Here is a 26,456-nt window from a genome sequence, read left to right on the forward strand (position 1 = left end):
TTAAAGTTTAGGCAAAGTGATAGACAAGTCCGTCCCCGAAGATGTCGAGTCAGCTTGTCGTTTTTCACTGTGAATTGAGAACGTTCCACCCAGCGCCTGCACACGTTCCCGCATACCACGTAAGCCAAACCCTTTCATATGATCCTCAGACTTACAGCCAATACCATTATCTCTGATTAATACATGGATCATCCCGTTGATGGAAAAATGTAATTCAATACGATCCGCTTGAGAATATTTCATGGCATTATTCAGCGCTTCCTGACAAAGGCGATATAACGTAATTTGGGTGGTGTCACTTAGTTGCGCAATTGCCATAGCTGAATCCGTTTCCCAATAAACATCTACCAATATGCCATGGGATGCAAATTCCATATCCCGCAATAATTGCTCAATAGCCTCTTTCAAACCGAGGTCATCAAGAATTTTAGGTCGCAGCCGACTAAGTAACCCTTTAGTTGTATCATAAACGTTGAGGGATAACGATTCGATCGTTTTCGCACAATTAGCGCTAATCGGTGCAACTTCTACCCGCTGGATAATATTGGCCTGAGTACGAATAGCGGTAATATTCTGACCAATTTCATCATGCAGTTCACGCGCAATTTCCCGCCTTACCGATTCTTCTGCTTTTACCAATTGACGGGACAAGCTGTGATTGCAATGAAGTTGACGCTTTAATTGTGCATTAAGATCACGCTGACGCTGCACCGCCATTCCCAGCATGATCCCCGTTAGCGTTTGAGCCAATAGCGATAACAAGAGATCCGTGATCTCTATATTCGAAACACCATTATTCGAGACACCATTGCGCGCGGCAATCAAGGCAATGCTGTTTAGCAAAGTGCCAACCACCGCCCCTTGCCAGCCGTAACGAAAAGCCAGCAAGATAATGGGAATGGCCAGACAAAACGGGGCAAAATAACGCAACTCATTCGGCAGACCAACTTGAAGAAAAATATTCAGTATAAACAATGAACTATAAAGAATAATGTGCTTCAGGTGAAACTGAATACGATGTGATACAAGATTAGCAGTCAGAGGAAACCAAATATTTTGGAACAAGTAGTGCCATATTAAATAGCATAAAGGAACTAACATAACACCACCGGTTAAACTCACCAAAAATGCAATACTCAAAGCAGAATTATGATTACTGATCGCCGCCACATTAATCATAGATGTTGTCAGAATGATACCAGCCATGACTACAAATCGCTGCCATTGGTTGCCACAATAATAACGACTGGCAAACCAAACAAGAGGAAAACTGGCCACGCTAGCTGTTAACACCGTCAACCATTGTAGTTGCCCCATGAGGAGCGTCAAACAAATGGTAAGCCCCCATTCTGCACTGTAAATAGTCGTCCAATAGCGTTTGGGGGTATGGAGAACAATACCGAGGCGCAAAGCAAAAGGAAAAAACAGGATCGCCAGTTCAGAGTCATTGACAAAATAGTAGGCGATAACCCATAAGCAGAACCACCAACAAGAAAACAGTAACCAGCCGCAAAATGAATTAATCAGATATTGACGCATTAAAGATCACTAGTAGCAAAATAATTTGCCAAACCAACGTTATTCGTTACCCCTAATTTACTCATCGCATTGGCTCGATGGACATGTACGGTTTTATGGCTTAATCCTAATTCAGCCGCGATGGCTTTAACATCCATACCACTCGCCAACATCTCTCCAACTTGTCGTTCTCGTCTGGTCAGGTATTCCAATGAAGACGGATTGCTCTTTGATGATGTTAAATTAAGTACAATATCCGGTGTAAGATAACAACCATTATTGGCGGTCGTCCGCACCGCTTGAATCAGTTCATCCGGGCTGCAACGTTTACTGAGATAACCGCGCGCACCTGCTTTCAAGGCATTTTCCACCATTGTGGCAGAATCATGAACACTCAGCATAATACAGGTAATACCTGAGGGAGGATCTTTCAGTAGTGAAAGCCCGCTTTCATCTTTCATTGAAATATCAAGAATACAAACCATTGCACCCGATCCCGGTAAGCCTTGTCTGGCTTCAGCACATGAACTGAACTCTCCCACGACTTCAATATCAGGCTCTAAATTCAGCAACTGCGCGAATCCTGAGCGTACAACAACATGATCATCAACTAATGCTACTTTAATCATCATTATTTATTATCGAATTAAGCATCGGACTAAACTACTCTTATTGATATGGCTTCGCAATAGTACGCCATAGATAGAAAATAGGGGATATTAAGGCAAAAAATGATGGCAAGATGCTACTGCGGATATACAGTAGCATCAGTAAATTTTTAATCTGGCTTAATGTGCTTTCTTCGCTTTTCGGATCTTTTTCTCTTCCGCAATAGCCACGAAAGCAAGCAAAGTAAGACATACGAATGCTGAAGTATCCAAGGCAACAAATGTCCCTTTCCAACCTGTTAAACCAAAGACAGGCACACCATCCGCAATCATTCCCAAGCCAAGCTTGGCAAAGCTGTCACCGATTAAATAAGCAAATGTTCCTTTAACACCATCAGCCACACTGATTGCTTTTTTCGGTACAAATCCAACAGCCGCCACACCAATCAACAACTGTGGACCAAATACCAGGAAACCAAGCACAAACAGGGAACCCAGATACATATATTCACTGGTTGCATGTTGATAGAATTCAAGGCAAACAATAATCAACCCTAACGAGACACAGGCAACCAGAGCACGACGACCATTTGCCAAGTCTGACAAATACCCCCACATTAATGTCCCTACCAGCGCACCTATTTCGAACATGGTAAAACCCGTGATGGCGGTTTCTTTTGATTGTCCCAGTTCCTGATACGCATACACGGTTGACCATTGGTCGATACCAATACGCACAATGTAAAGAAAGATATTGGCAAAACAGAGTAGCCAAATGACTTTGTTTTTTAATACATATTCAACAAAGATCTCACGTTTAGTCATCTGGTTTTCTTCTGCCGCGATATCTTCTTCGCTGACAGGTTCATCAAATAACTCTTCTACCTTACCCAAGCCGTAACTTTCTGGAGAGTCGCTACCATAACGCAATCCAATGAAACCAATGATCAGGGCAATGATTGAAGGGAAAATAAACATCCCTATCACATGACCATCAAAGAAATAATTGGCCCCAAAGAGTGCCACCCCAGCCGCAGCAGCCCCCCCGACATTATGTGACATATTCCACAAACCCAGATAGGTTCCACGCTTGTTACGGGGAGTCCATTTTGTAATGGTGGAATAGCTGGCCGGCCCACCTATACTTTGGAAAAAGCCACTCAACGCATAAAATGCCACCATCAGGAAAATACTGACGCCGGAATTTCCCATACTCATGCTAAACCCTAACATGGCAATGCCAGACAGGATCAGCATAAATGGCAGGAATTGTTTGGTATTTTTGCCATCGGCATAATAAGCAACAACGGTTTTACCAATACCATAAGTAATAGAAAAACCTAACCCTATCAACCCAAGCTGCGTCATCGACAGACCATAAGTTGAGATCATATCGTTTTGGGCTATGTTAAAGTTCTTACGTACCAAATACATAGCCATATAGCCAATAAAAACCACCAAATACGACTGCATAAAGGGTTTGAACCACATTTTGCGGCGTACTTCCACTGGTAGATCCAGTGTTGGCTTACGAATTTGTTCTAGAATCTTAAGCATTTGAAATCCTTAGATAACTACGAGAAAAAGCGCCTTTTTGAAGCAGGTGAAGATAAAAAAGGCAAATCGCAAGAAAGCAAAAGTTTTCGTAGTTATAGTTTTCGTAAATATAGTTTTGCAGATATAGTTATTATCTGGTCAGTTTAGAAAACTAAAGGAAGATTGGCTTGAGCTATGGTCTTAGTTGGACTAGGAATATTTCCTAGTTTTATCCTGTTCGAGCATAAAGCGTGAAAGAAATCACACTCTTTACTCAAATTTGTATTACATTGTGCATTATTCCATCTATGGAAAAATGATTTTTACTGGATGCATGGTTTACCGTCAAAAGTTGCATACTGATATGGTGTGATTTAGTGTGATATGGAAGCAAAAAAGCCCTGAAATCAGGGCCTTAATTAGAAAATCATGATGATTTGGGGAAGATCTAAATCATTCCCACTCAATTGTCGCTGGTGGTTTACCGCTGATGTCATAGACTACCCGCGAAATACCATCAATTTCATTGATGATTCTGTTCGAGACACGCCCCAAGAAGTCATATGGCAGATGCGCCCAATGAGCGGTCATAAAGTCAATGGTTTCTACCGCCCGCAAGGATACAACCCAGTCGTATTTACGGCCATCTCCCATAACACCAACAGAACGAACTGGCAGGAATACGGTAAATGCCTGGCTGACTTTATGGTACAGATCCGCTTTATGCAGTTCTTCGATAAAGATAGCATCAGCGCGGCGCAGAAAGTCACAATATTCTTTCTTCACTTCGCCCAATACGCGAACACCAAGGCCTGGACCTGGGAATGGATGACGATACAGCATGTCATATGGCAAGCCCAATTCCAGACCGATACGACGTACTTCGTCTTTAAACAACTCTTTCAGCGGTTCAACCAGCCCCAGCTTCATATCTTCTGGCAGGCCACCAACATTGTGGTGAGATTTAATCACATGGGCATTGCCAGTAGCAGATGCGGCTGACTCGATAACATCTGGATAAATCGTGCCCTGTGCCAACCATTTAACCTGAGTTTGTTTCGATGCTTCTTCATCAAACACATCAATAAATACGTGACCGATGGTTTTGCGTTTAGCTTCTGGCTCATCAATGCCTGCCAGTGCAGATAGGAAGCGCTCTTCTGCTTTAACATGCACGATGTTCAGGTCAAATTTACCCGCAAACATCTCCATCACTTGATCCGCTTCGTTCAAACGCAGCAAGCCATTATCGACGAAAACGCAAGTCAGGCGCTTACCAATCGCACGGTTCAACAGCAGTGCAGTCACAGAAGAATCCACGCCGCCAGACAGAGCCAAAATAACATGGTCATCACCAATCTGTGTACGCAGACGTTCTACGATATCATCGATGATAGAAGCAGGCGTCCACAAAGCTTCACATTGACAAATATCCAGCACAAAACGTTGCAGGATATTCAGGCCTTGGTGAGTATGGGTGACTTCAGGGTGGAACTGTACGCCATAAAAACGTTTTTCATCGTTAGCCATGATAGCAAACGGGCAAGTATCTGTGCTGGCAATGGTTGTAAAGTCAGCAGGGATTGCCGTTACTTTGTCACCATGGCTCATCCATACATCCAGCAGCGGTTTGCCTGCTTCACTCAGGGCATCTTGAATATCGCGGAATAGTTCACAATTATTCTTGATTTCAACCTGCGCATAACCAAATTCACGCTCATCAGAGTTGGAAACTTGACCACCCAATTGCATAGACATGGTTTGCATACCGTAGCAAATACCCAACACAGGTACACCTGCATTGAAAACATACTCCGGCGCACGTGGGCTATTATGCTCAGTCGTACTTTCTGGTCCACCAGAAAGAATAATACCATTCGGATTAAATGCACGAATTTGTTCTTCAGTGACATTCCATGTCCAAAGTTCACAATAAACACCGATTTCACGAATGCGGCGAGCAATAAGCTGGGTATACTGCGAGCCAAAATCAAGGATCAGAATGCGATGCTGATGGATATTAGTTGTCATTTGAGGTGAATTCCAAAAACAAGTGGCGATTAAAAAATAAAAAAGTCAGTGGCCCAATGATGGGCCACTTTGAATAAAATTACAGACCTAAACGATAGTTTGGTGATTCTTTGGTGATCGTCACGTCATGAACGTGGCTTTCCTGAATACCTGCACCACTGATACGAACGAATTCGGCTTTAGTTCTCAGTTCATCAATGGTTGCACAACCCGTCAGTCCCATACAGGAACGTAAACCGCCCATTTGCTGGTGAACGATGGTTTTCAGCAGGCCCTTGTAAGCTACGCGACCCTCGATGCCTTCAGGAACCAGTTTGTCAGCCGCATTATCAGATTGGAAGTAACGATCTGAAGAACCTTTGGACATCGCGCCCAAAGAACCCATGCCGCGATAAGATTTGAACGAACGGCCTTGGTAAAGTTCGATTTCACCTGGAGATTCTTCTGTTCCTGCCAGCATGGAGCCAACCATCACACATGATGCACCCGCCGCAATTGCTTTAGCAATGTCACCAGAGAAACGGATACCACCGTCTGCAATAACAGGAATGCCTGTGCCATTCAGTGCTTCAACTGCATCTGCAATAGCCGTGATTTGAGGAACGCCAACACCAGTAACGATACGGGTTGTACAAATGGAACCAGGACCGATACCTACCTTAACAGCGTTCACACCCGCGTCTACCAGTGCCTTGGCGCCTTCACCTGTCGCTACGTTACCGCCGATGATGGGCAGATCAGGATACTTAGCGCGAGTTTCACGAATACGCTGCAATACACCTTCAGAATGGCCATGGGAAGAGTCAATAAGCAGAACATCTACTCCCGCAGCAACCAATGCGTCAATACGTTCTTCGTTGCCAGAACCCGCGCCTACCGCAGCGCCAACACGCAGACGACCTTGTTCGTCTTTACATGCGTTTGGCTTACGCTCTGCTTTCTGGAAATCTTTCACGGTAATCAAGCCAAGCAAGTGGAAGTTATCATCAACAACCAGCGCTTTTTCAACACGTTGTTCGTGCATTTTTTGCAAAACCACTTCACGGGCTTCACCTTCTTTTACCGTCACCAAACGTTCTTTAGGCGTCATCACCGCAGTTACAGGTTGTTCCAGATCAGTCACAAAACGCACATCACGACCAGTAATGATACCTACCAGTTCGTTTTTTTCTGTTACCACTGGGTAACCCGCAAAACCATTGCGTTTGGCCAGTTCATGAACTTCGCGCAGAGTCGTCTGTGGCGTGACAGTAACAGGATCAGTCACCACACCACTTTCATGTTTCTTCACGCGGCTGACTTCTTCAGCTTGGCGTTCAATTGACATATTTTTATGAATGAAGCCAATGCCCCCTTCTTGTGCCAGTGCGATTGCCAGTGAAGATTCCGTCACAGTATCCATGGCTGCGGAAAGCATAGGTATGTTCAGGCGAATAGTGGAAGTTAATTGAGTGGACAAATCTGCTGTGTTAGGCAAGACTGTTGAGTGGGCAGGAACCAACAATACATCGTCAAAAGTTAATGCTTCTTTTTTAATTCGTAACATGGGCAATATCTCACCAGGCTATGGAGCAATAAGAGGGATAAAATATTGCCGCGGCATTATACAGGCCGAAATCGGTTGCCTCCAGCATTTTTTGAAAAAAATTCTTGATTAGTAATATGATGGGATTAATATCAGTCGATTAAGTCATTGTTTTAAAATTTGATCTAGCTCACATGTCACTACCAATCAATACCGGAATTTTTTCCGTTAGCCGTTTAAACCAGACTGTTCGTCAGTTGCTTGAGCTGGAAATGGGCAGAATTTGGTTATCCGCCGAAATATCCAATTTTTCTCAGCCATCGTCAGGGCATTGGTACTTCACATTAAAAGATGAGCGAGCACAGGTTCGTGCGGCTATGTTTCGCAGCCACAATTTGAGGGCAACGTTTCGTCCACAAAATGGTCAGCAGGTATTGGTGCGGGCACAAATCACATTGTATGAGCCAAGGGGTGACTATCAACTGATTGTAGAAAGTATCCAGCCTGCCGGAGATGGTTTGCTGCAACAACAGTTTGAAATGTTAAAGCAAAAGCTTTCCACCGAAGGCTTGTTCGATCAAATTCATAAAAAATCATTGCCCTCTCCGGCCAAACGACTTGGTGTCATCACTTCCAGTAGTGGCGCAGCACTGCATGATATTCTGCATATCCTGAAACGCCGTGATCCTGCCTTGCCAATCGTCATTTATCCTACAGCTGTTCAGGGAGCCGAAGCGCCATTACAGATTATTCGGGCAATCGAACTGGCAAATGCACGACAAGAGTGTGATGTTTTGATTGTCGGGCGAGGGGGCGGATCTTTGGAAGATTTGTGGTGTTTCAATGATGAACACGTGGCACGGGCAATATTCCAAAGCCATATTCCCATTGTTAGTGCTGTCGGTCATGAAACCGATGTCACTATTGCGGATTTTGTCGCTGATTTACGCGCACCGACACCTTCTGCGGCAGCAGAGTTAGTTAGCCGCAATCAAATAGAGTTATTGCGACAAATACAATCCCTGCAACAACGTCTGGAAATGGCAATGGATTATTTCTTTGCTCAAAAACAACAGAGAGTTAATGTATTGCAGCATCGCCTCCAGCAGCAACGTCCTGATTTACAACTGGCGCGCCAGCAGAATCATTTAGCTGAGTTACGGCAAAAGTTGATTGATCGTTTTTTACGTTGCCTGAAACAGCGATCAGTTTCGTATGAGAAGCTGAATCAACGATTGTTACAAATCCATCCTGAGCGGGAAATTCAGCGCTACAGCCAATCCATCCAACAATTTGATTTTCGTTTAAAACAGTCCATCGAACGACAGTTAGGGCGTTATCGGGAAAAGTTTGCCATTTCCTGTTCGCGCATGGAGGCTGTTAGCCCACTGGCAACGTTAAGTCGTGGTTATAGTATTAGCGAAGCTCCTGATGGAAAGTTGCTAAGACAGGTTAAGCAAGTCAAAGCAGGTGATATGCTGAAAACACGGTTGCAGGATGGCTGGATTGATAGCCAGGTAACGCAGGTTACAAAAGCCAATAAGAGAAAGAAATTAAAATAGATTTATATACCAATCTAACGTCAAGATGCATGTGTATAGATAGCGGTGGTTCTTCACCGCTATCGTTATATGGCTATTTAGATGCTATTTCCGCTAGCGAAATTAGAAACGAATTTCTGCTCCCATGACGTAGGTTCTGCCACGAGCGGTTTGGGTTTTAGTATCTTGGTCCGCCATCATCGGTGACGTATTCATACGGTTCAATGCGTCAGAATAGTTTCGATTAGTTAGATTCTGCACAGAGAATTTAAGCAATAAATTTTTATTAATCTGATAATCGCTATACAGATCAATTATTGTTGGAATTTTATCTGATTTTTCCATTACGATTTTATTATCATCATCCCGTTCATCTCCAGGACTCTGATGATAAGATTGCCCTGTATATTTTATAATAGTTCCTATCCGAAGTTTTTCATCCAAGAAACGAACACCGGTATCTAATGTCAAATAGCGTTCCGGCAATTGAGATTCCGGACTTGCGCCAAAATAATATGTCGCTAATGATGTCGGTTGCTGTGTTTTCTGTTGACTATATGCCAATGAACTATAGAACATACCCGCATCATAGTTAGCAGAGATCTCATATCCTTTCATAGTTACTGGTTTCAGGCTATTGGTATAGATATAAGCGCTAACATTCGGGTTAAGTGAATCCTCTTCTTCGGCGGTCAATTTTCCATCAAGCTTACACAATTTCTTTCCAGTACAAAGCATATACTGATCACTACTAATGTAATTTTTTATTTTGGTATGGAATAATGTTGCTTTTAAACGAAATGTATCTCCATCTACAATTAAATTCGGACGGTAGCTATTAAATCCAATTTGATAGGTCTCCGCTTTCTCCCCCTTCAGAAATGGATTAATAGAAGTACCACCGTCATTGGAATGAAAAATTTCCTGAGCATTAGGGGCTCGCATTGAACGGGTATAGCTTACAAACGGTTGAAACTCAGGAATAATTTCTGCCGATAATAAGATATTTGGATTAAATCCACGCTCTTTCAGGTTTAATTGCGCTTCCCCTTGTGGGAAACACTCTACGCGTTCTTCACAAGCTGGCTTGAATCCTTTGACACTATAATCCAGATAATTTAACCCCAGATTAGCAGTATAAATACCACGTTCAATTTTCAACCTACTATAAATGCTGGTAATATCTTGCTTACCACTTGGAGCAAACCCATTATTTGTCCGTATTTCACTATCACTTTTTTTATCATCTGAACTTATATCTATTTTTTTATGATATTCAGTTCTCATCCATTTGCTACCCAGCGTGAAAGCAAAATCAGTGCCACCATAATTGAATCGGCTGGTATTGCTGATATTAATAGAATCGGATTGACTTTTTGCTTCACTCTTATCCAATACCCCCACTGAATGGCCTTGAAGACTTTGTTGACCATTGCTGGTACTCAACATGACTTTGGTATCAACCAATTCAGTAAATGGCGTATAGTGATATTTCAAATAATAATCATTATTATCAATATGACGCTTGTTAAATTTATTATGGTAAAAACGACCGCTTAATTCCAGATCATGAAAATCATTCGGTTTAATATTGAGTTTCATCAATTGAGAATTTGGCTTTTGTTTAAATGTTTTGTTGGTACCAAACTCTTCACTGCTGATACCATCCGCATTTCGATAATGAGCTTCAATATTATGCCCACTAACAGCAAATAGCGCGCCTAAAGAACCTTCTGGGCTGAACGCTTGTGTTTTTCCTGCAAAAGCCATCATACCACTTCGGCCGATACCATTATTACCATATGACCATTTAGTACGAACGCCCAGATTATTACCTGCGAATATGACATCATCAACACCGATAGTACGGAAATTAGCACTTCCAACTAAGGCATTAATAGAGTCAGCGTCATCCGCTTGCCCTCGTGAAATATCAACCCGAACAATAAAGTTGGGATCAATCAAGGCACCAAACTGGCTATACGGTTGTGCACCATGTGCAAGTTCATTGGGGGAAGAACCATAAAAGGTCTGACTAACACCATCCACCATCATATTAACGCGGCCAAAGCCACTTAAGCCACGGATATTAACACTCACCACTCCTTGCCCCTGGCTTGCATCCATCTGAGTATAAGTGCCTGGCAAGCTACGCAATATGCTATCTACGGATTCTAATTTATTATCTTCCCCCACAGAGCTATAAGCCCCAGGTTTTTCCATGGCCTCAATCTGAGGAGAATTATGATTATCCTGAGAGCCTGAAACTTTCAGGCTACTGAATCGTATGACCTTCTCTTTTTTATCATCATTGCCATTTTCAGCATAAGCGATACCCTGAAGCCCAATCAGCATTGCGCTGGCTCCCGCTATTTTTGCCACAGTTTTCATTAATATATTATCCTAATATTGAAGAATATTTATTATCGCTCACATTGCTTCACAAATTTGTGCAATAAAACACCCAAGACGCTGATAAAATAATCAGCATCCTGAGTAATAATTAGCTATGCCAATCCAACTTCAAAATGCGCGTTATATTTCCCCTCACAGAGAAGGGGAATATAAGGCATCACTTCGTTTTGCGGATTGCAACTTGAAATTTATCGATTATATTTTTTATTGATCTTTTAATTCTGGAAAATAAGTTTTAGCGTCATCTAACATTAATAAGAAACTATAATCAAAGGCAATGTCATTCAGACGATTAAAACGTCCTGGTTTTCCACCATGCCCCGTATCCATATTAGTCTCTAACAATAACAGACTGTCGCCCTGTTTCATTTCCCTTAATTTCGCTACCCATTTTGCCGGCTCCCAATATTGCACTTGGGAATCATGCAAACCTGTCGTCACTAATAAATGAGGATAGCGTTGATGTTGAATATTGTCATAAGGGCTATAGGATTTCATACGGAAGTAATCTTCTTTATTATTTGGATTACCCCACTCTTCATATTCACCCGTTGTTAATGGAATAGAGGGATCAAGCATGGTTGTCAAAACATCCACAAAAGGCACTTTTGCAATCACACCACGGTATAATTCTGGCGCCTGATTAATGACCGTCCCCATTAATAACCCCCCCGCGCTGCCACCTTCAGCATAAACGCGCTTGCTATTACCATATCCATCAGCAATCAAGGTCTTGGTCGCATCTATAAAATCGTGGAAACTGTTTAGCTTATTTTTGAGTTTCCCCTGCAAGTACCAATTTTTACCCAAATCACCACCGCCGCGGACATGTACCAAGGCATAGACAAAGCCTCGATCCAGCAAGCTCAGCAAGGCAGAACTAAAATAAGGATCCATGCTGATACCGTAAGAACCATAACCATAAATCAGGATCGGATTCTCACCTTTTTTAAACAAAGATTTGCGGTATACCAGAGAAACAGGAACTTCCACGCCATCACGAGCTTTCACCCAGATGCGCTGGCTTTGATAGTTTTCTTTGTTGAATCCTTTTACTGTCTGTTGCTTCAACAATTCACGCTCACCCGTTTGCATATTCCATTGGAATACTGAACTTGGTGTTGTCATCGATGAATAGCTATAGCGTAAAACATGGGTATCAGGTTCTGGGTTATAACCCAATGATGCCATATAGGCCGGATCATCGAATTGAACCCGTTTTTCCTGTTGGGTTTTCCAGTCAATCTGGCGGATCGATGACAATCCTTTAGTGCGTTCCTGCACAACCAACCAATCGTTGAACAGGGCAAAATTTTCCAGATCGGTATTTTCCTGTGGGGCAATCACGGTTTCCCAAGGGGAATTAATGCTATCTGTCCGATACAAGCCAAACAATGGGTTTTCGTGATTAGATCGGATATAGAACTGCCCACGAAAATGGTCTAGATCATATTCACGTTCAGCTTGACGAGCAGAAAAAACCTGCGGCTCTGATTGTGGGTGATTAGCATCAATCAGTCGATATTCTGAACTCGTGTAACTGGTACTCGAAATCAAAATATAATCAAGTGAAGTGCTTTCCGCAATCGACAGATAGAAGCGCTCATCTTCCTCTTGATAGATCTTTTTATCTTGTTGGCTATCAGTGCCATATTGGTGACGGAATAACTGATAAGGCAGCAATGTTTGTGGATCTCTGCGCACATAAAACAGCGTCTCGCCATCATTTGCCCACACAATATTGCCAGAAGTATTTTCTATGACGTTATTCTGCCAATCGGTATCACTGAAATTTTTAAATGAAATTTTGTAGTTACGGCGCCCTTGGGTATCTTCTGCCACCGCGATACGCTTATTATCCAATGAAACTGCAAAGCCACCAAGTTGATAAAACTTATGGCCTTTTGCCCGCTCATTACCATCAACCATGACCTGCCAATCAGTTGAATTATCGACTGGCTTGCGCTGATAGATTGGAAAATCTTTTCCTGCCTCATAAACAGTACGATAAATATACCCATTATAGGTATAAGGAACGGACTGATCCTCTTTGCTCATTCTATCAGCCATTTCTTTATAGAGGGTTTCGCGCAATTCCTGGCCTGATTTTAGTCTCTCTTCGGCATATTGATTCTCAGCCGTTAAGTACTCAATGACGTTTTTATCCTGACGGTTGTCATCACGTAGCCAATAATAGTTATCAACACGCACATCCCCATGGCGTTCCATTTTGTGCGGCTGTTTTGCGGCCATAGGCGGCATCATATTTTCCTCCATTGCAGTAGTAGCAAAACTATAGCTCAACAAACTACCACTGAATAACAAACCAAGCATGACTCTTTTACCGCGCACGCCTCTACTGCACATCGTATTACTGCAAACTCTCTTTTTCTTATTCGACCTTTTCGTATCTGGTGAAAACGCCGCCTTATGTTGTGACATGCCATTAACCCTGTATTTTTATTGAGATAAATAAAAATCTATCGGCAGTTCAACCGTAACACTGCCATTAGTTAAAACGACTTCAGGTGGCTTAGGTAAAGGCTGTGCCCTTTCCAACACCATCCTTGCTTCCCTGTCCAGTGAGTTAGTTCCTGAACGTCGAGTGAGTTCACTGTTAATTACGACGCCCAATGGGTTAACCGTAAATTTCACCATCGGCCGCCCTGTTCGTCTTCTTCTCTGAGCATCTTCTGGATATTTTTTATAGCGGTTTAAGTGTCCGGCGACCTCTGCCTGCCAAACGGCTTTGGCATCGGCAATAGCATCAGAATTGCTTTCATAGGATGCAGCAGTACGTGCAGTCACATTATCGGCCGTCGCATTACTGGTTGTTGGCGCAGCACTACTTTGGGATTTTTCACTTTCTTGCTCTTTTGCTTTCACTCGCTTAACAGGCTGAGTTTTCTTCGGTGCATCTTGTTCTTTCTTCTTTTTCTTCTGCTTATCCACCAACAACAGGGCATTTTCATTTACATCCAATTTTGGCATGTTAATTTCGTCAACTTTGCTCTCCTGCTGCTTACTGACAACAGAGAGCTGCTGCTCAATGCCAATGGGTTGTTTTTGAATTTTTTGTAGCGCTTCTGTCTGCGTTGACAGTTCCACCATCACCGCCGGCGGAGGAAGAAGCTCCTCAAGATCCACATCCTTTGGTTTGTAGACCAGCCATCCTACGAACAAGGCGTGAAGTGTGATCGCAGCGAGAAAGGATTTCGCCACATGACCAGAGTGAGCATTTTGATACGTGGTGTACGTCAACATCTCTTATAGCACATTATGTCAATAATAAATGGAGGTGAATAATAATCAATTCAATATATAAATGAAAACTATTTTTATTTGTTAATGAGTCACTTCCTTGTGATACTTACTCTTATTTGGTTATATTTTCACTTATTTTGGGAGCAAACCAGACAAAATCAGCATATTCACTGTCTAAGGAAACCCCTTCTTCCGCGATGACAAAAACAGCTATTTTTTCATTTGGCGCTATTTTTTTGACATGCTGAGGCACACCCATGGCTTTTACCGCATGATATCCTCCGGCAACCAGTAAGGCAGGTGATGGAGCCTTCATCAATTGTTCTGCCATCCGTTGATCCCGCATTTGCTGAATCTTGGTCATACCAGAAAGAAGTTGTGGCTCTATATTTCCGCCGTGGGAATTTTTAATTGTGGCCTCAATCAGCTTTTTAACTTCATCAGAAACCAAGGAATTTTTATCTTCTGCATTATGATTTTTATACGCTTGTTCAATTTCGCTGCGATCCAAATTTGCGGCCAACAGAGGATAAGGTGCTCTCATCAGTTCCATAACTAAATCACCATACCATTTCCACGGCCAGCCTTGTTGCCAGGCCAATAAATTCTGAACCCGCTCTTCCCTGACGATCGGATTACCCTGCAACCAGCTTTTCACCTTATTCACTTTTTCTTGCTGGTTTGGGTTAATCATTTCCAGTAATACAGAACCCTGAGGACGCTTTTGCCCAAGTTGTTGAACTAACCATAACTCGATTTGGTGATGGTAAGGATTGTCATGTTTTTCACCAACAATGACACGAGGGTAACTTGCCAATTGCTCCAGCAATTGATCTGGCGTGATTGCTTTGCCTGTTTTCATATCAAGCACTGCCCCCGCTTGCATCAACTCATCAGAGAGAGTTTGCTGCGTTGTCTGAGAGCTATTTTGCGCGTTGTTTAGAGTGGCAGTACAACCAGCAAGAAAACAACCGCAAAGCAGGAGAGAAGCAGTTAAAAAAGTCGATTTTATACGGGTAGATGTTTGCATAACTATTAGTCATTAAAAGAAAAATTGCCCGCATATTATAGATAATGAGAATTATTTACAAATTAAAAACCCTGTCAGGCATAAGCCTGACAGGGTAGTTCACCGATTTATCCCAAATTCACGGTTAGAATAGGGAGTTATTTTTAGAGTGGATCTGTTTGTGCTTCAACCGCCGCCAACGCCACCATATTCACGATACGACGAACAGACGCAATCGGCGTCAGGATATGAACAGGCTTCGCAACTCCCATCAAAACAGGGCCAACGGTTACCCCCTCTGAACTGGTGACACGCAGCAAGTTATAACTGATACGCGCCGCTTCCATATTCGGCATAATTAACAGGTTTGCTGAGCCTTTCAACGGGCTGTCCGGCATGATATCGCGGCGGATACTTTCCACCAGCGCTGCATCACCGTGCATTTCACCATCAATTTCAAGCGATGGTGCTATTTGCTGAACCAATGCCAGTGTCTTACGCATTTTTTGTGCAGAATCACAATCAGAAGAGCCAAAACTTGAGCGTGATAATAAAGCGACTTTAGGTTCAATACCAAAACGACGAACCGTGTCAGCCGCCATCAGAGTGATTTCTGCCAACTCTTCTGGGCTTGGATCTTCATTAACATAAGTATCGGCAATGAACGTATTTCCCATCGGTAACATCAAGGCGTTCATAGCACCTGCGGTATGCACTCCCTGGCGGAAACCAAAGACATCTTTCACGACCTGATAATGCTCACTGTAGCTACCAACAGTGCCACAAATCAGGCCATCTGCTTCACCACGGTGTACCATGATTGCACCTATCAGGGTTGGATTACCAATCACTGCCCGACGTGCTTGCTCTTGCGAAACACCACGGCGTTTCATCATATGATAATATTCTTTCCAATATTCTTTGAAACGTGGATCATTTTCATTATTCACCACTTCAAAATCTTTACCCACTTCAATATGCAGCCCCTGCTTTTTAATCCGCATTTCAATAACGCCAGGTCGGCCAATCAGGACAGGGAATGCCAGACCAAGGGAGACAAGTTCTTGGGTTGCATGCAGTACGCGAACATCTTCCCCTTCTGCCAATACAATTCGTTTTTTCTCTTTTTTGGCTTGGGAAAAGATTGGTTTCATAAATAAGTTGGTCTTATAGACAAACTCATTGAGTTTCTCAATATATGCCCCGAAATCGGTAATAGGTCGGGTTGCCACACCTGATTCCATCGCCGCTTTCGCTACCGCTGGTGCAATTTTTACAATCAAGCGAGGATCAAATGGTTTTGGAATGATGTAATCAGGGCCAAAGAACAGGTCTTGATCGCCATAAGCGGAAGCAACTTCCTGACTTTGTTCCGCCAGTGCAAGATCAGCAATGGCGTGCACACAGGCAAGTTTCATCTCTTCATTGATGGTGGTGGCCCCAACATCCAATGCGCCACGGAAAATAAACGGGAAGCAAAGAACGTTATTCACCTGATTAGGGAAATCAGAACGGCCAGTACAAATAATTGCATCAGGGCGTACTGCTTTTGCCAGTGGCGGCAAAATTTCTGGCTCTGGATTGGCTAATGCCATAATGAGCGGATCTTTTGCCATGGTTTTCACCATGTCTTGTGTCAATACGCCTGGCCCGGAACACCCCAAGAAAATATCAGCATCAGGGATCACATCTGCCAATGTGCGGCTGCCATTATCCTCAATAGCATAATCCGCCTTGGTCTTCTCCATGTTCTCTTCGCGGCCACGATAAATAACCCCTTTTGAGTCACAGACGACAATATTTTCACGTTTCAAACCTAATGCTACCAGCAGGTTCATACAGGCAATTGAGGCGGCGCCAGCCCCCGATACCACCATGCGCACTTTGCCAATATCTTTATTAACTACCCGCAATCCATTCAGCACGGCGGCGGTACAGATAATGGCTGTACCATGTTGATCATCGTGGAACACCGGAATTTTCATGCGCTCACGGAGTTTCTGCTCAATATAGAAACACTCCGGTGCTTTAATATCTTCGAGGTTGATTCCACCAAAAGTGGGTTCCAGCGCTGCGATGATATCAATCAATTTATCAGGATTGGATTCATCCACTTCGATGTCAAAAACATCAATACCAGAGAATTTCTTAAATAAAACGCCCTTCCCTTCCATAACAGGTTTACCGGCTAATGCACCGATATTACCCAACCCTAAAACAGCGCTGCCGTTAGAGATAACCGCAACAAGATTGCCACGTGCAGTATATTTATAAGCCGCCAAAGGATCTTCTGCTATTTCAAGACAAGGTGCAGCAACACCCGGTGAGTATGCCAATGCCAAATCACGTTGTGTTGCCAGTGGCTTGGTTGGTGTAACCGTAATTTTTCCCGGTTGTGGAAACTCATGAAAATCAAGAGCGCTTTGTTTTAATTTTTCATCCATCATCAGATCCTTTACGCGTCATGTCTTAGTGAAAACCGTTCCAGTATAATAGTTACGGGAGGTTAAATCATGATGTCAGCAGCATTTTGTTCATAATCCTTAAAATCAAGGCGCAAAAAACAAACAAATAATGACTTTACGTTAATCAATATTATATATACCAATCTCACTTCAAGATGCGTGTGATTTTTCCTCACTTCGCGAGGGGAAACCAGGTTTCATAGCGTATTGTAAATTGCTACTTGAAATTTAATGCGTATAAATATTATCTTAATGATACCCATATAGAGGTATTTCATCCCAAATTAACAACCTGATAAATTAATTAAAGATGAATTTTTAAATTAATATTTAAAATAAGTTTACAAAAACAAAACTTAATCTATAAAATATTCATCCAAATTTATTTGGAAAATTATTAGCAATTAAGGAAACACATTTTCTTATGAAAGTAAATTTCATCTGAGTGGTTAAACCTGTTTGCGCCATTTCTATTTTTATATCAGGATATATTTCCAGAATCTCATTAATGATGATTCAATATACTCCATAAAAATCACACAGCAATTTAACATAAAGCAGAAATCTGTCTTTTATGTTTTATTAAACATAAATCTGCATTTCTATATGGGAGAAAGAATATGCATAATCATTCAGTCATGATAGTTGATGATCATCCTATCATTCGTCACGGCTTAAAAGGGTTGATTGAATTAGAACGAGAACTCATTGTGACTGCCGAAACTGGCAATGGCGAAGACGCAATTAATATCGCTTGCCAAATAAAGCCTGACATTATTCTGATAGATTTGAAAATCAATGGTCTTTCAGGGATTGATACGATTAAATCTCTCCGCCGCAAAGGGCTTGATTCCTATATCCTGGTACTTTCCGATTCAGATCACAGAAGTGATATTTACGACGCCGTTGATGCCGGTGCGAATGGTTATTTATTAAAAGATATCGAGCTTACCTCTCTATTGAACAACATAAAAAAAGCTATTGATGGTCATGCTGTGTTCAGTGAAAAAGTCCATCAATATTTATCCACTCGCCATCTTTATGTTGATCCGTTATCAAAATTAACCAAACGTGAATTAGATGTTTTAAAAGAAATTGCAGAAGGGATGACAAATAAAGAAATTGCTGATTTCCTTTTTATTTCAGAGGAAACGGTGAAAGTTCACACCCGTAACTTATTGAAAAAACTTAAATCACGTTCCCGTCTCGAAGCCACTATCATCTATCTAAAACACAGAAAAACAGAGTTCATTTAACATTGGCTTGTTGCTTAACGCCCCAATACGAAACACAATTTCCCTCATTTTTACCGATGGGGAAATTGTGAGTTATCAAGAATTATAAATTAATTAGGAACAAATTAATTTTGTATATAATAAATAAGGATATTATCTATAAATTTATTGTTTGAAATAAAGGCAATCCGCTTTTGTCGATAATTTAAACACCCGTAACGTCAATGTCAGGAAAAAGCAGGCAGAAAGTATGCGCAAAAACGCGTTATCTGGATAAAATAGCCAATTTCCCGCATTATGTCGGATATGTTGAACAAGACAAAATCAAGGCTCTCATCATGTCAAATACCCCTTTTCATTCAGATACCCTTTCTCACAAAATAGCCATTCTCTACGGTATCAAAAACTGCGATACCATAAAAAAAGCGCGTCGTTGGTTAGACGATCAAAAAATACCTTATCAATTCCATGATTATCGGGTTGATGGTCTATCCCCTGAATTACTTCAATCATTTATTGAGCAAGTTGGCTGGGAATCACTCCTGAATACCCGTGGCACAACATGGCGCAAATTGCCCGATGAGCAAAAAGCCACGATTAACAATGCAGATGCTGCCAAGGCGCTCATGCTGGAGCACCCTTCAATCATAAAACGCCCTCTATTGGTTTCAGGCTCAGAAGATTCAAAAAGCGCAGGAACAGAAAAGTATTTACTCGGTTTCAAGGCAGAACAATATCAACAATTTTTCTCGCATGACTAGATGAGGAGAACATCATGACTTGTCCGGTAATTGACCTTGCTCAGCAGTTAATCAAGCGTTCTTCTGTCAGCCCAGATGATCAAGGTTGTCAGGAACTACTTATCCAGCGCCTGCAAGACATCGGTTTCACAATAGAACGAATGCCTTTTGGCGATACCCAAAACTTTTGGGCTTATCGTGGCACTGGAGTGACTTTTGCTCTTGCTGGACACACCGATGTTGTCCCTGCTGGCGATATCTCACAATGGCAAACCCCGCCCTTCGAACCTTCTATCCGTGATGGAATGCTGTATGGCCGTGGCGCCGCAGACATGAAAGGCTCTCTAGCGGCGATGGTGGTTGCCGCTGAACGTTTTGTCGCAGAAAATCCTGCGCATAAAGGTCGTCTGGCTTTTCTGATCACCTCCGACGAAGAGGCCAAAGCCACCAATGGTACAGTTAAGGTAGTTGAAGCGTTAATGTCCCGCCATGAACGTTTGGATTATTGCCTGGTGGGTGAACCATCCAGCCAGAAATACCTTGGAGATATGATCAAAAATGGACGACGGGGATCACTCACTGCCAGCTTAACTATCTTTGGCACCCAAGGGCATGTTGCTTATCCACAGTTAGCAGATAATCCTATCCATCGTTCCATGCCTTTTCTGCAAGAACTCGTCAATACTCAGTGGGACAACGGCAATGCATTTTTCCCTGCCACAAGTATGCAAATCGCCAATATTCAGGCAGGAACCGGCAGTAATAACATTATTCCTGGTAAACTGTGGGTGCAATTTAATTTCCGTTTCAGCACTGAACTGACAGATAGCGAGATCCGCCAACAGGTTGAAGATATGCTGAAAAAGCATCATCTAACATATGAGATTGACTGGTGGTTATCAGGCCAACCTTTCCTGACCTGCAAAGGGGCGCTTGTTGACACTGTAGTGGGATCCATTGAGCACTATTGTGGCTATAAACCCGAGCTATCAACCAGTGGCGGTACATCAGATGGGCGTTTTATTGCCAGGATGGGAGCTCAGGTTGTGGAATTGGGGCCAATTAATGCCACCATTCATAAAATCAATGAATGTGTCAAAGTAACTGATTTACAAACATTGAGTCTGATTTATCAACGTATCATGGAGCAATTAATCCAATGATGACACCTGAAGCTTTGACCGGCCTGTCCACGGATCACCTGGTCACTCTGACCGGCAATCACCGTTTGCAGTTTAATGCCACCAAAGCGTTTCTTGCTATGCAAAAAGCCGCTGCCAAAGCAGGTTTTAAGCTGCAACCTGCCAGTTCGTTCCGCGATTTCACACGCCAACAAACTATCTGGAATGAAAAATTCCGCGGTCAGCGGCCAGTATTAGATGAAAATAGCCAGCCCCTTGATATCTCGAAAATGGATGAAGGGGAACGTTGTAAAGCCATTCTTCGTTGGTCAGCCTTGCCAGGAGCAAGCCGCCATCATTGGGGTACGGAGCTGGATATTTATGATCCCTTTCTGCTACCAGAAGGTAAAAAATTGCAGCTAGAACCGTGGGAATATGAAAATGGCGGATACTTTGAGCCATTAACCCATTGGCTGACAGAAAACATGTCCCAATATGATTTCTACCGTCCTTTTACACGCCACGATGCGGGTGTAGCTTATGAACCGTGGCATATCAGCTACTGGCCATCATCCCATGAAGCCGAATATTTATTCGACGAATACGTTCTATTGAGTGTCTGGGAAGGACGTGATATTGCCGGTATAAACTGGTTAAAAACCAATCTATCCTATATATTTGAAAAATACATCAGGATAATAGATTAAGAAAACGATAAATCAGGAAAATAACAGGACAGTAAAATGGCTGGTTATGAAAATAATTAGCAGATATATCAATCTAACTTCAAGATGCGCTTTATATCTCCTCCGCTATGCGGGGAGATATAAATAATCATATTGATACTTAAAGTTGGATTTTGGTATAGAAATAATCCATTAGGCTCCTGAGCCTCATGGAAGAGGCTCTAAACACTCTGAGGAAAATACCATGCAATGGTTGATAGATTATTGGTGGATTGTTCTGTTAGTGCTCGTCGGCATTATTGTTAATGCAGTAAAAGCACTAAGCCGCGTCGATAAGAAATCTTTCTTAGATAACAAACCCGAATTGCCTCCGCACCGAGATCTTAATGCTCAATGGGATGATGAGGATGATTGGCCGCAGCGGGATCGTAAGAAATAACCCAATCTTTCCAGTGCTTGGCAAGTATTTTATCGATGCTTGCCAATGCATCAGCAGCCTCTTCACGCCACTGTTTTAATAGGGCCTTACGGCCATTTAACGATAAGTCGCTAACACATTGTTCGATACTTAGCCGCTGCTGAAGATGCTTTCTCAGTGCAGGCAAGCTCAAGCTGCTCTTCAACAGTAATCTCTGTAATGCAAAATAAGACGCCGACAAAGGACGATGAGCAAATGCAAATCCAGCCAATTCCTGCCAATCACTGTCATTGAGCTGTTCGTCACTATCATGCTCAACCGGCAAGGCAAAGCCGAGTAACGATTCCAACCCTTTGGCATCTCTGGCTAATCGCTGTTGTGCGAGTTGGGTAAATCGTTCTCCCTGCTCACTTAAAGGCAAAACAGCCATTGCGGTATAACAACCACTGCTTGCTTCTCGGTAAGTTCCCATTCTCACCAGACGAAAACCACATTTTTGCCAAAGAGCCCACAAATCAGTGGTATAACCAAAACTGACAGAGAGGAAATCCAGCTTTTGTTTACTGGCTTCCTGACATTGTTGGATTATCAAATGTTGTGCGATACCACGACGGCGATATTGAGCCTGCACAGCAATACGGCTGATTCGCTGTGATCGCAAAGTTGCCGCCTGCGGAAAACCACTATGTGCCGCCAGGGATTGAGCCACTAAATTGCCTCTTGGCCGCCGACGTCCTGCCCAGATTTCATGTGCTAATGTCTGTGACAAAGCACCTTCGTTCACCATCCACAAAGCACCAACCAATCGTTGATCATGTTTTGGAGCACCAGAAAGGGCTGCCAAAAATGTCATTCCGTTACCATCCATTAATCGCCGCAGATCAAGGGGAGAGGTTCGGTAATGTGCGCTGGTTAATAAGCCATAAAATTGGCGCAGTAATGTAGAGTGTTGTAACCATTCAGGCTGACAGATCGCGTGAAAATGTAATTCTTCTGCGTTTAATCGTGTGTCATAAACAAACGATTTATCATCGAATAACAGCGCACTATCCAGCCACGCTTCCAATGGATCATGTTCAGCCCAGCGCATAGGGGTTTTCAATTCACGAATATGGCAGTCAGGCAATTCAGCACAAAGTTTCAATAAAAAACCACGTCCCGTTCCCTCATAACCCTGAACGGTTGAAGTCAACAATACCCGTGGAAAATGGCGAATTAATTCGGCTAATTGTGGCGTTGGGATCGCGGCTGCTTCGTCAATCAACAACCAATCAGCATCGCTTTTATTTTCCGGTTGGCCTTTTTTCGCTCGGCAATATTTCAACAAATTGTCAACTGACCAAAAAGGCGTTTCTTGCTCCAACGATTTCTGTTCACCAGAATCTGTGATAGCGGAGTAACGTCGAATAACCTCTGTGGTTATTTTGGCAGGGGCACATAGCCAGCATTTCCCCTGCCAATATCGCACTAACATTCCTGCCAGAGCCGATTTTCCCCGTCCCCGTGGTGCGGTGATCACCCAAACGCCTCGTGTGGCCTGTAACAATTCGTCAAGAATAGATTGCTGGTTTACCGTAGGCTTGCCATCAGGCATCTGCCACGCTCCGGTTGCAGGCAATGGTGATATCTGAGATAGCTGCAAAGGTATTTCCTGACGCCATAATAAGACTTCAGGAAAGGCGAGGATTTGCTGCTGAATATGACGAATAAAATGAGGTGTCGAAATAACATCTGCCGATTCATTCCAGCGCAAACTATCTTCATCAGGCTGTTTGGGCCATTGTGACCAGGCTGGTACGCGCATGACCAACCAGCTTCCCGCTTTTAGTGTGCCAGCCAATATCGCCAATGCTTCAGCATTAACGCCTTGAGTCGCATCAAAAACACCATGCAAGAATTCACGACCAAGTAAGCTGACAGCTTTTGTTGGTTCAATAGCACCCGACACATGGGCTGAAACCGTTAACCAGTCCCCTTGAAACTGTTTCGTTAGCTGATTGACAATCCATTCACTCCATTGCGGATCACCACTCAAAACAACTAAACGGCGCTGTCCCTGTTGTTGCATCTGTGCCTGTAACATGGCCCATACGCTATACATAATATGAACTATCCATAAAGTGAACTGTATAACAGGTGAAATATCTGGTGGTTAAAATGGCTAACTGCATGGTCATGATTTACCAATCATAAGTGATAAAATGCCAGCAGCAATCAGAGGGCCTACCGGAACGCCTTTAAATAGGGCCACGCCCAATACAGTGCCGACCAATAACCCAGCCACAGTAGAAGGCTGACCAGACATCAGCGCCACACCACGGCTTCCCAGCCATGACACCAGGACACCAACAACAATAGCCAGCAGTGATTTCCAATTTAAGAAAGAGCTAAAAATTTCCTGTGCGGAGATTTTCCCGCTTGCGATAGGTGCCATGACTCCTACAGTCAGAATCAGGATACCTATCGTCAAGCCGTACTTTTCCACCCAAGGGAAAAATTGATTCAACGGCGTAATACGCACTACCAATAGAAATAACATGGCAAGTGTCACTGTCATGTTATGGCTGATGATGCCAAGACCGGCAAGCACGAGCAAAATAAGTAAAGTAGGATCGATATGACTCATGAGTTTTTATTTCCTGTAAACTCCGATATACGCATTAAACTTCAAGTTGCAATTTACAACACGCTATGAAACCCGATTTCTCCCCCGCTTCGCGGGGAGAAATCATACTCATCTTGAAGTTAAATCGGTATAGAACAATGTTTGATTGTTTTTTAGGCCAGACAATATAAATTCTGACATGGAAAAGATGATAACTTAAAATTTTTGCACTTAATCAAAAATATACGCATTAAACTTCAAGTTGCCATTTACAACACGATATGAAACCGGATTTCTCCCCGCTTCGCGGGGAGAAATCAGATGGGTATATTCATAAAGCGCTATCCCAAAATTGGGTAATAGCGCAACAATGGGTAGTTTGTTAACATCCTTGCTTTAAACAATCACATTGATAAATAATTAGCCATATAAACCAAGATACAACCTCTGTTTCTTGATAGTTAACCTTTTAAACACCAACACCTTTTTACCAAGGGAAATGCAGAAAGGTTGTAAGAAGTGCCTTGCAGCTAATATGCGTGCGTATAAGCGATATGAATATGAAAAAATTAACCTCTTCCATGATAATCTGTCTCTCTTTAGCGGGTTGCACCACTCAATGGGTCCCTGCAAGTAGTAATCCTGTTCCTTTCAGTGAAGCAAAAGTTGAATGCAGATTATCAGCATTACAACAATTTCCTATCAAAAATGAAGTCGCCCAAAGATCAACACTGAAAATGGTGCAGCAACCTTGTTTCAATAAAGAGCAATGTGGAAAAAACGGTTACTACAGTCAAAATGTTCCCATGATCGAAAGCTATGTGACGGATGTCAACGAGGGTTCCAGAAGTGAATTTTATTACGGCTGTATGCACCAAAAAGGCTGGAAGCAAATAACCAAATCCCTACTTTAAAGTTTATCCAACCTGCAAGACCGTGACAGGATGCCCTTTTGATTATTGGAGCATCCTGCCTATTTTATATTATATTTTTAAAGTAATCGTTTGCGTCACTAGTCCAAAATAACACCAATACGGCGTGCAACTTCCTCATACGCTTCGATCAAGCCACCAAGGCTTTGGCGAAAACGATCTTTATCCATTTTATCCATCGTCTGTTTGTCCCATAAACGGCTACCATCCGGTGAAAACTCATCCCCCAAGATGACTTTGCCCTTGAACAAACCAAATTCCAACTTAAAATCCACCAGAATCAAGCCCGCATCATCAAACAGTTTGCTCAATACTTCATTGGCCTTGTAGCTCAGACGTTTCATCTCAGCTAAGTGCGCTTTGCTCACCCAACCGAATGTCTCACAGTAGGATTCATTAACCATGGGATCGTGTTTGGCATCATCTTTCAGAAACAGGTCAAACAGTGGCGGATTAAGCACCATTCCCTCTTCCACCCCCAAACGCTTCACAAGAGAGCCTGCGGCACGGTTACGAATAACACATTCAACAGGCACCATCTCCAGTTTTTTCACCAAGGATTCATTATCTGACAACAGTTGTTCCATTTGCGTCGGAATGCCCGCTTCTTCCAGTTTACTCATGATGAAATGATTGAATTTATTATTCACCATTCCCTTGCGATCGAACTGTTCAATGCGTTCACCATCCAATGCTGATGTATCATTACGGAATTCCAGCACAAGTAAGTCAGGATTGTCAGTGGCATACACTGTTTTTGCCTTTCCACGATACAACTCAGCTTTTTTCTGCATTTTACACTCCAGA

20 protein-coding genes are annotated in these 26,456 nt (G+C 42.7%); 7 read left to right on the forward strand and 13 right to left on the reverse strand.

Annotated elements, in window-relative coordinates; translation table 11 throughout:
• The 5 genes from uhpB to guaB all read right to left on the reverse strand — a co-directional run bounded on the left by uhpB (position 1) and on the right by guaB (position 7,239).
• The gene (gene uhpB, locus WDV75_RS12245; RefSeq protein WP_273557989.1) at positions 1–1,539 is read right to left on the reverse strand and encodes a signal transduction histidine-protein kinase/phosphatase UhpB; all 1,539 of its coding nucleotides are present in this window, start codon (positions 1,537–1,539) and stop codon (positions 1–3) included.
• Positions 1,539–2,147: a transcriptional regulator UhpA gene (gene uhpA, locus WDV75_RS12250; RefSeq protein WP_273558037.1), complete on the reverse strand. Its 609-nt coding sequence runs from the start codon at positions 2,145–2,147 to the stop codon at positions 1,539–1,541. Before uhpA ends, uhpB begins: the two co-directional genes overlap by 1 nt.
• A gap of 159 nt (positions 2,148–2,306) precedes the next feature.
• The gene (gene uhpT / locus WDV75_RS12255; protein ID WP_273557990.1) at positions 2,307–3,683 is read right to left on the reverse strand and encodes a hexose-6-phosphate:phosphate antiporter; all 1,377 of its coding nucleotides are present in this window, start codon (positions 3,681–3,683) and stop codon (positions 2,307–2,309) included.
• A gap of 432 nt (positions 3,684–4,115) precedes the next feature.
• Positions 4,116–5,693: a glutamine-hydrolyzing GMP synthase gene (gene guaA / locus WDV75_RS12260; protein WP_273557991.1), complete on the reverse strand. Its 1,578-nt coding sequence runs from the start codon at positions 5,691–5,693 to the stop codon at positions 4,116–4,118.
• 79 nt (positions 5,694–5,772) lie between these two features.
• The gene (gene guaB / locus WDV75_RS12265; RefSeq protein ID WP_273557992.1) at positions 5,773–7,239 is read right to left on the reverse strand and encodes an IMP dehydrogenase; all 1,467 of its coding nucleotides are present in this window, start codon (positions 7,237–7,239) and stop codon (positions 5,773–5,775) included.
• Between the two features lie 173 nt (positions 7,240–7,412).
• Between guaB and xseA the strand changes: the two genes are divergently transcribed.
• Positions 7,413–8,780 (forward strand): exodeoxyribonuclease VII large subunit, encoded by a 1,368-nt coding sequence (xseA, locus tag WDV75_RS12270; protein WP_273557993.1) that lies wholly within the window; start codon positions 7,413–7,415, stop codon positions 8,778–8,780.
• A gap of 102 nt (positions 8,781–8,882) precedes the next feature.
• Here xseA and WDV75_RS12275 read toward each other — a convergent pair whose 3' ends face one another.
• The 5 genes from WDV75_RS12275 to maeB form a co-directional block, all read right to left on the reverse strand.
• Positions 8,883–11,150: a TonB-dependent receptor domain-containing protein gene (locus tag WDV75_RS12275; protein WP_273557994.1), complete on the reverse strand. Its 2,268-nt coding sequence runs from the start codon at positions 11,148–11,150 to the stop codon at positions 8,883–8,885.
• A 228-nt stretch (positions 11,151–11,378) separates the two neighbouring features.
• Positions 11,379–13,436, reverse strand: coding sequence for a S9 family peptidase (locus tag WDV75_RS12280; protein WP_273558038.1), 2,058 nt, complete (start codon positions 13,434–13,436; stop codon positions 11,379–11,381).
• A gap of 198 nt (positions 13,437–13,634) precedes the next feature.
• Positions 13,635–14,438 carry an energy transducer TonB family protein gene (locus WDV75_RS12285; protein ID WP_273557995.1) on the reverse strand — a complete coding sequence of 268 codons (804 nt, stop codon included), beginning with the start codon at positions 14,436–14,438 and terminating at the stop codon, positions 13,635–13,637.
• 112 nt (positions 14,439–14,550) lie between these two features.
• Positions 14,551–15,468, reverse strand: a complete 918-nt coding sequence (locus tag WDV75_RS12290) for a ChaN family lipoprotein (RefSeq protein ID WP_273557996.1) — start codon at positions 15,466–15,468, stop codon at positions 14,551–14,553.
• A 143-nt stretch (positions 15,469–15,611) separates the two neighbouring features.
• On the reverse strand, positions 15,612–17,891 hold the full coding sequence (gene maeB / locus WDV75_RS12295; RefSeq protein ID WP_273557997.1) for an NADP-dependent oxaloacetate-decarboxylating malate dehydrogenase: 2,280 nt from the start codon (positions 17,889–17,891) through the stop codon (positions 15,612–15,614).
• Positions 17,892–18,532: 641 nt separating this feature from the next.
• Between maeB and WDV75_RS12300 the strand changes: the two genes are divergently transcribed.
• The 5 genes from WDV75_RS12300 (at position 18,533) to WDV75_RS12320 (ending at position 22,133) form a co-directional block, all read left to right on the forward strand.
• A complete protein-coding gene (locus WDV75_RS12300; protein ID WP_189759156.1) occupies positions 18,533–19,168 on the forward strand; it encodes a response regulator in 636 nt (211 codons plus the stop codon).
• 317 nt (positions 19,169–19,485) lie between these two features.
• Positions 19,486–19,908, forward strand: coding sequence for an ArsC family reductase (locus WDV75_RS12305; RefSeq protein WP_273557998.1), 423 nt, complete (start codon positions 19,486–19,488; stop codon positions 19,906–19,908).
• 14 nt (positions 19,909–19,922) lie between these two features.
• Positions 19,923–21,050 (forward strand): succinyl-diaminopimelate desuccinylase, encoded by a 1,128-nt coding sequence (dapE, locus tag WDV75_RS12310; RefSeq protein ID WP_273557999.1) that lies wholly within the window; start codon positions 19,923–19,925, stop codon positions 21,048–21,050.
• Positions 21,047–21,715 carry a M15 family metallopeptidase gene (locus tag WDV75_RS12315; protein WP_273558000.1) on the forward strand — a complete coding sequence of 223 codons (669 nt, stop codon included), beginning with the start codon at positions 21,047–21,049 and terminating at the stop codon, positions 21,713–21,715. Before dapE ends, WDV75_RS12315 begins: the two co-directional genes overlap by 4 nt.
• A gap of 223 nt (positions 21,716–21,938) precedes the next feature.
• Positions 21,939–22,133, forward strand: coding sequence for a YpfN family protein (locus tag WDV75_RS12320; protein WP_189759159.1), 195 nt, complete (start codon positions 21,939–21,941; stop codon positions 22,131–22,133).
• Here the strand turns inward: WDV75_RS12320 and WDV75_RS12325 are convergent.
• Both WDV75_RS12325 and WDV75_RS12330 read right to left on the reverse strand, forming a co-directional pair.
• The gene (locus WDV75_RS12325) at positions 22,078–24,213 is read right to left on the reverse strand and encodes a tRNA(Met) cytidine acetyltransferase TmcA (protein WP_273558001.1); all 2,136 of its coding nucleotides are present in this window, start codon (positions 24,211–24,213) and stop codon (positions 22,078–22,080) included. The genes WDV75_RS12320 and WDV75_RS12325 overlap by 56 nt on opposite strands.
• Before the next feature lie 72 nt (positions 24,214–24,285).
• A complete protein-coding gene (locus WDV75_RS12330; RefSeq protein WP_273558002.1) occupies positions 24,286–24,738 on the reverse strand; it encodes a DUF441 domain-containing protein in 453 nt (150 codons plus the stop codon).
• Between the two features lie 539 nt (positions 24,739–25,277).
• Between WDV75_RS12330 and WDV75_RS12335 the strand changes: the two genes are divergently transcribed.
• The gene (locus WDV75_RS12335) at positions 25,278–25,631 is read left to right on the forward strand and encodes a hypothetical protein (protein WP_273558003.1); all 354 of its coding nucleotides are present in this window, start codon (positions 25,278–25,280) and stop codon (positions 25,629–25,631) included.
• A gap of 98 nt (positions 25,632–25,729) precedes the next feature.
• Here the strand turns inward: WDV75_RS12335 and purC are convergent, their stop codons facing one another.
• Complete coding sequence (gene purC / locus WDV75_RS12340; protein ID WP_273558004.1) at positions 25,730–26,443, reverse strand: phosphoribosylaminoimidazolesuccinocarboxamide synthase; 714 nt, start codon at positions 26,441–26,443, stop codon at positions 25,730–25,732.
• Positions 26,444–26,456: the final 13 nt, after the last annotated feature.

Source organism: Xenorhabdus griffiniae (assembly GCF_037265215.1).
Lineage (GTDB): Bacteria > Pseudomonadota > Gammaproteobacteria > Enterobacterales > Enterobacteriaceae > Xenorhabdus > Xenorhabdus griffiniae.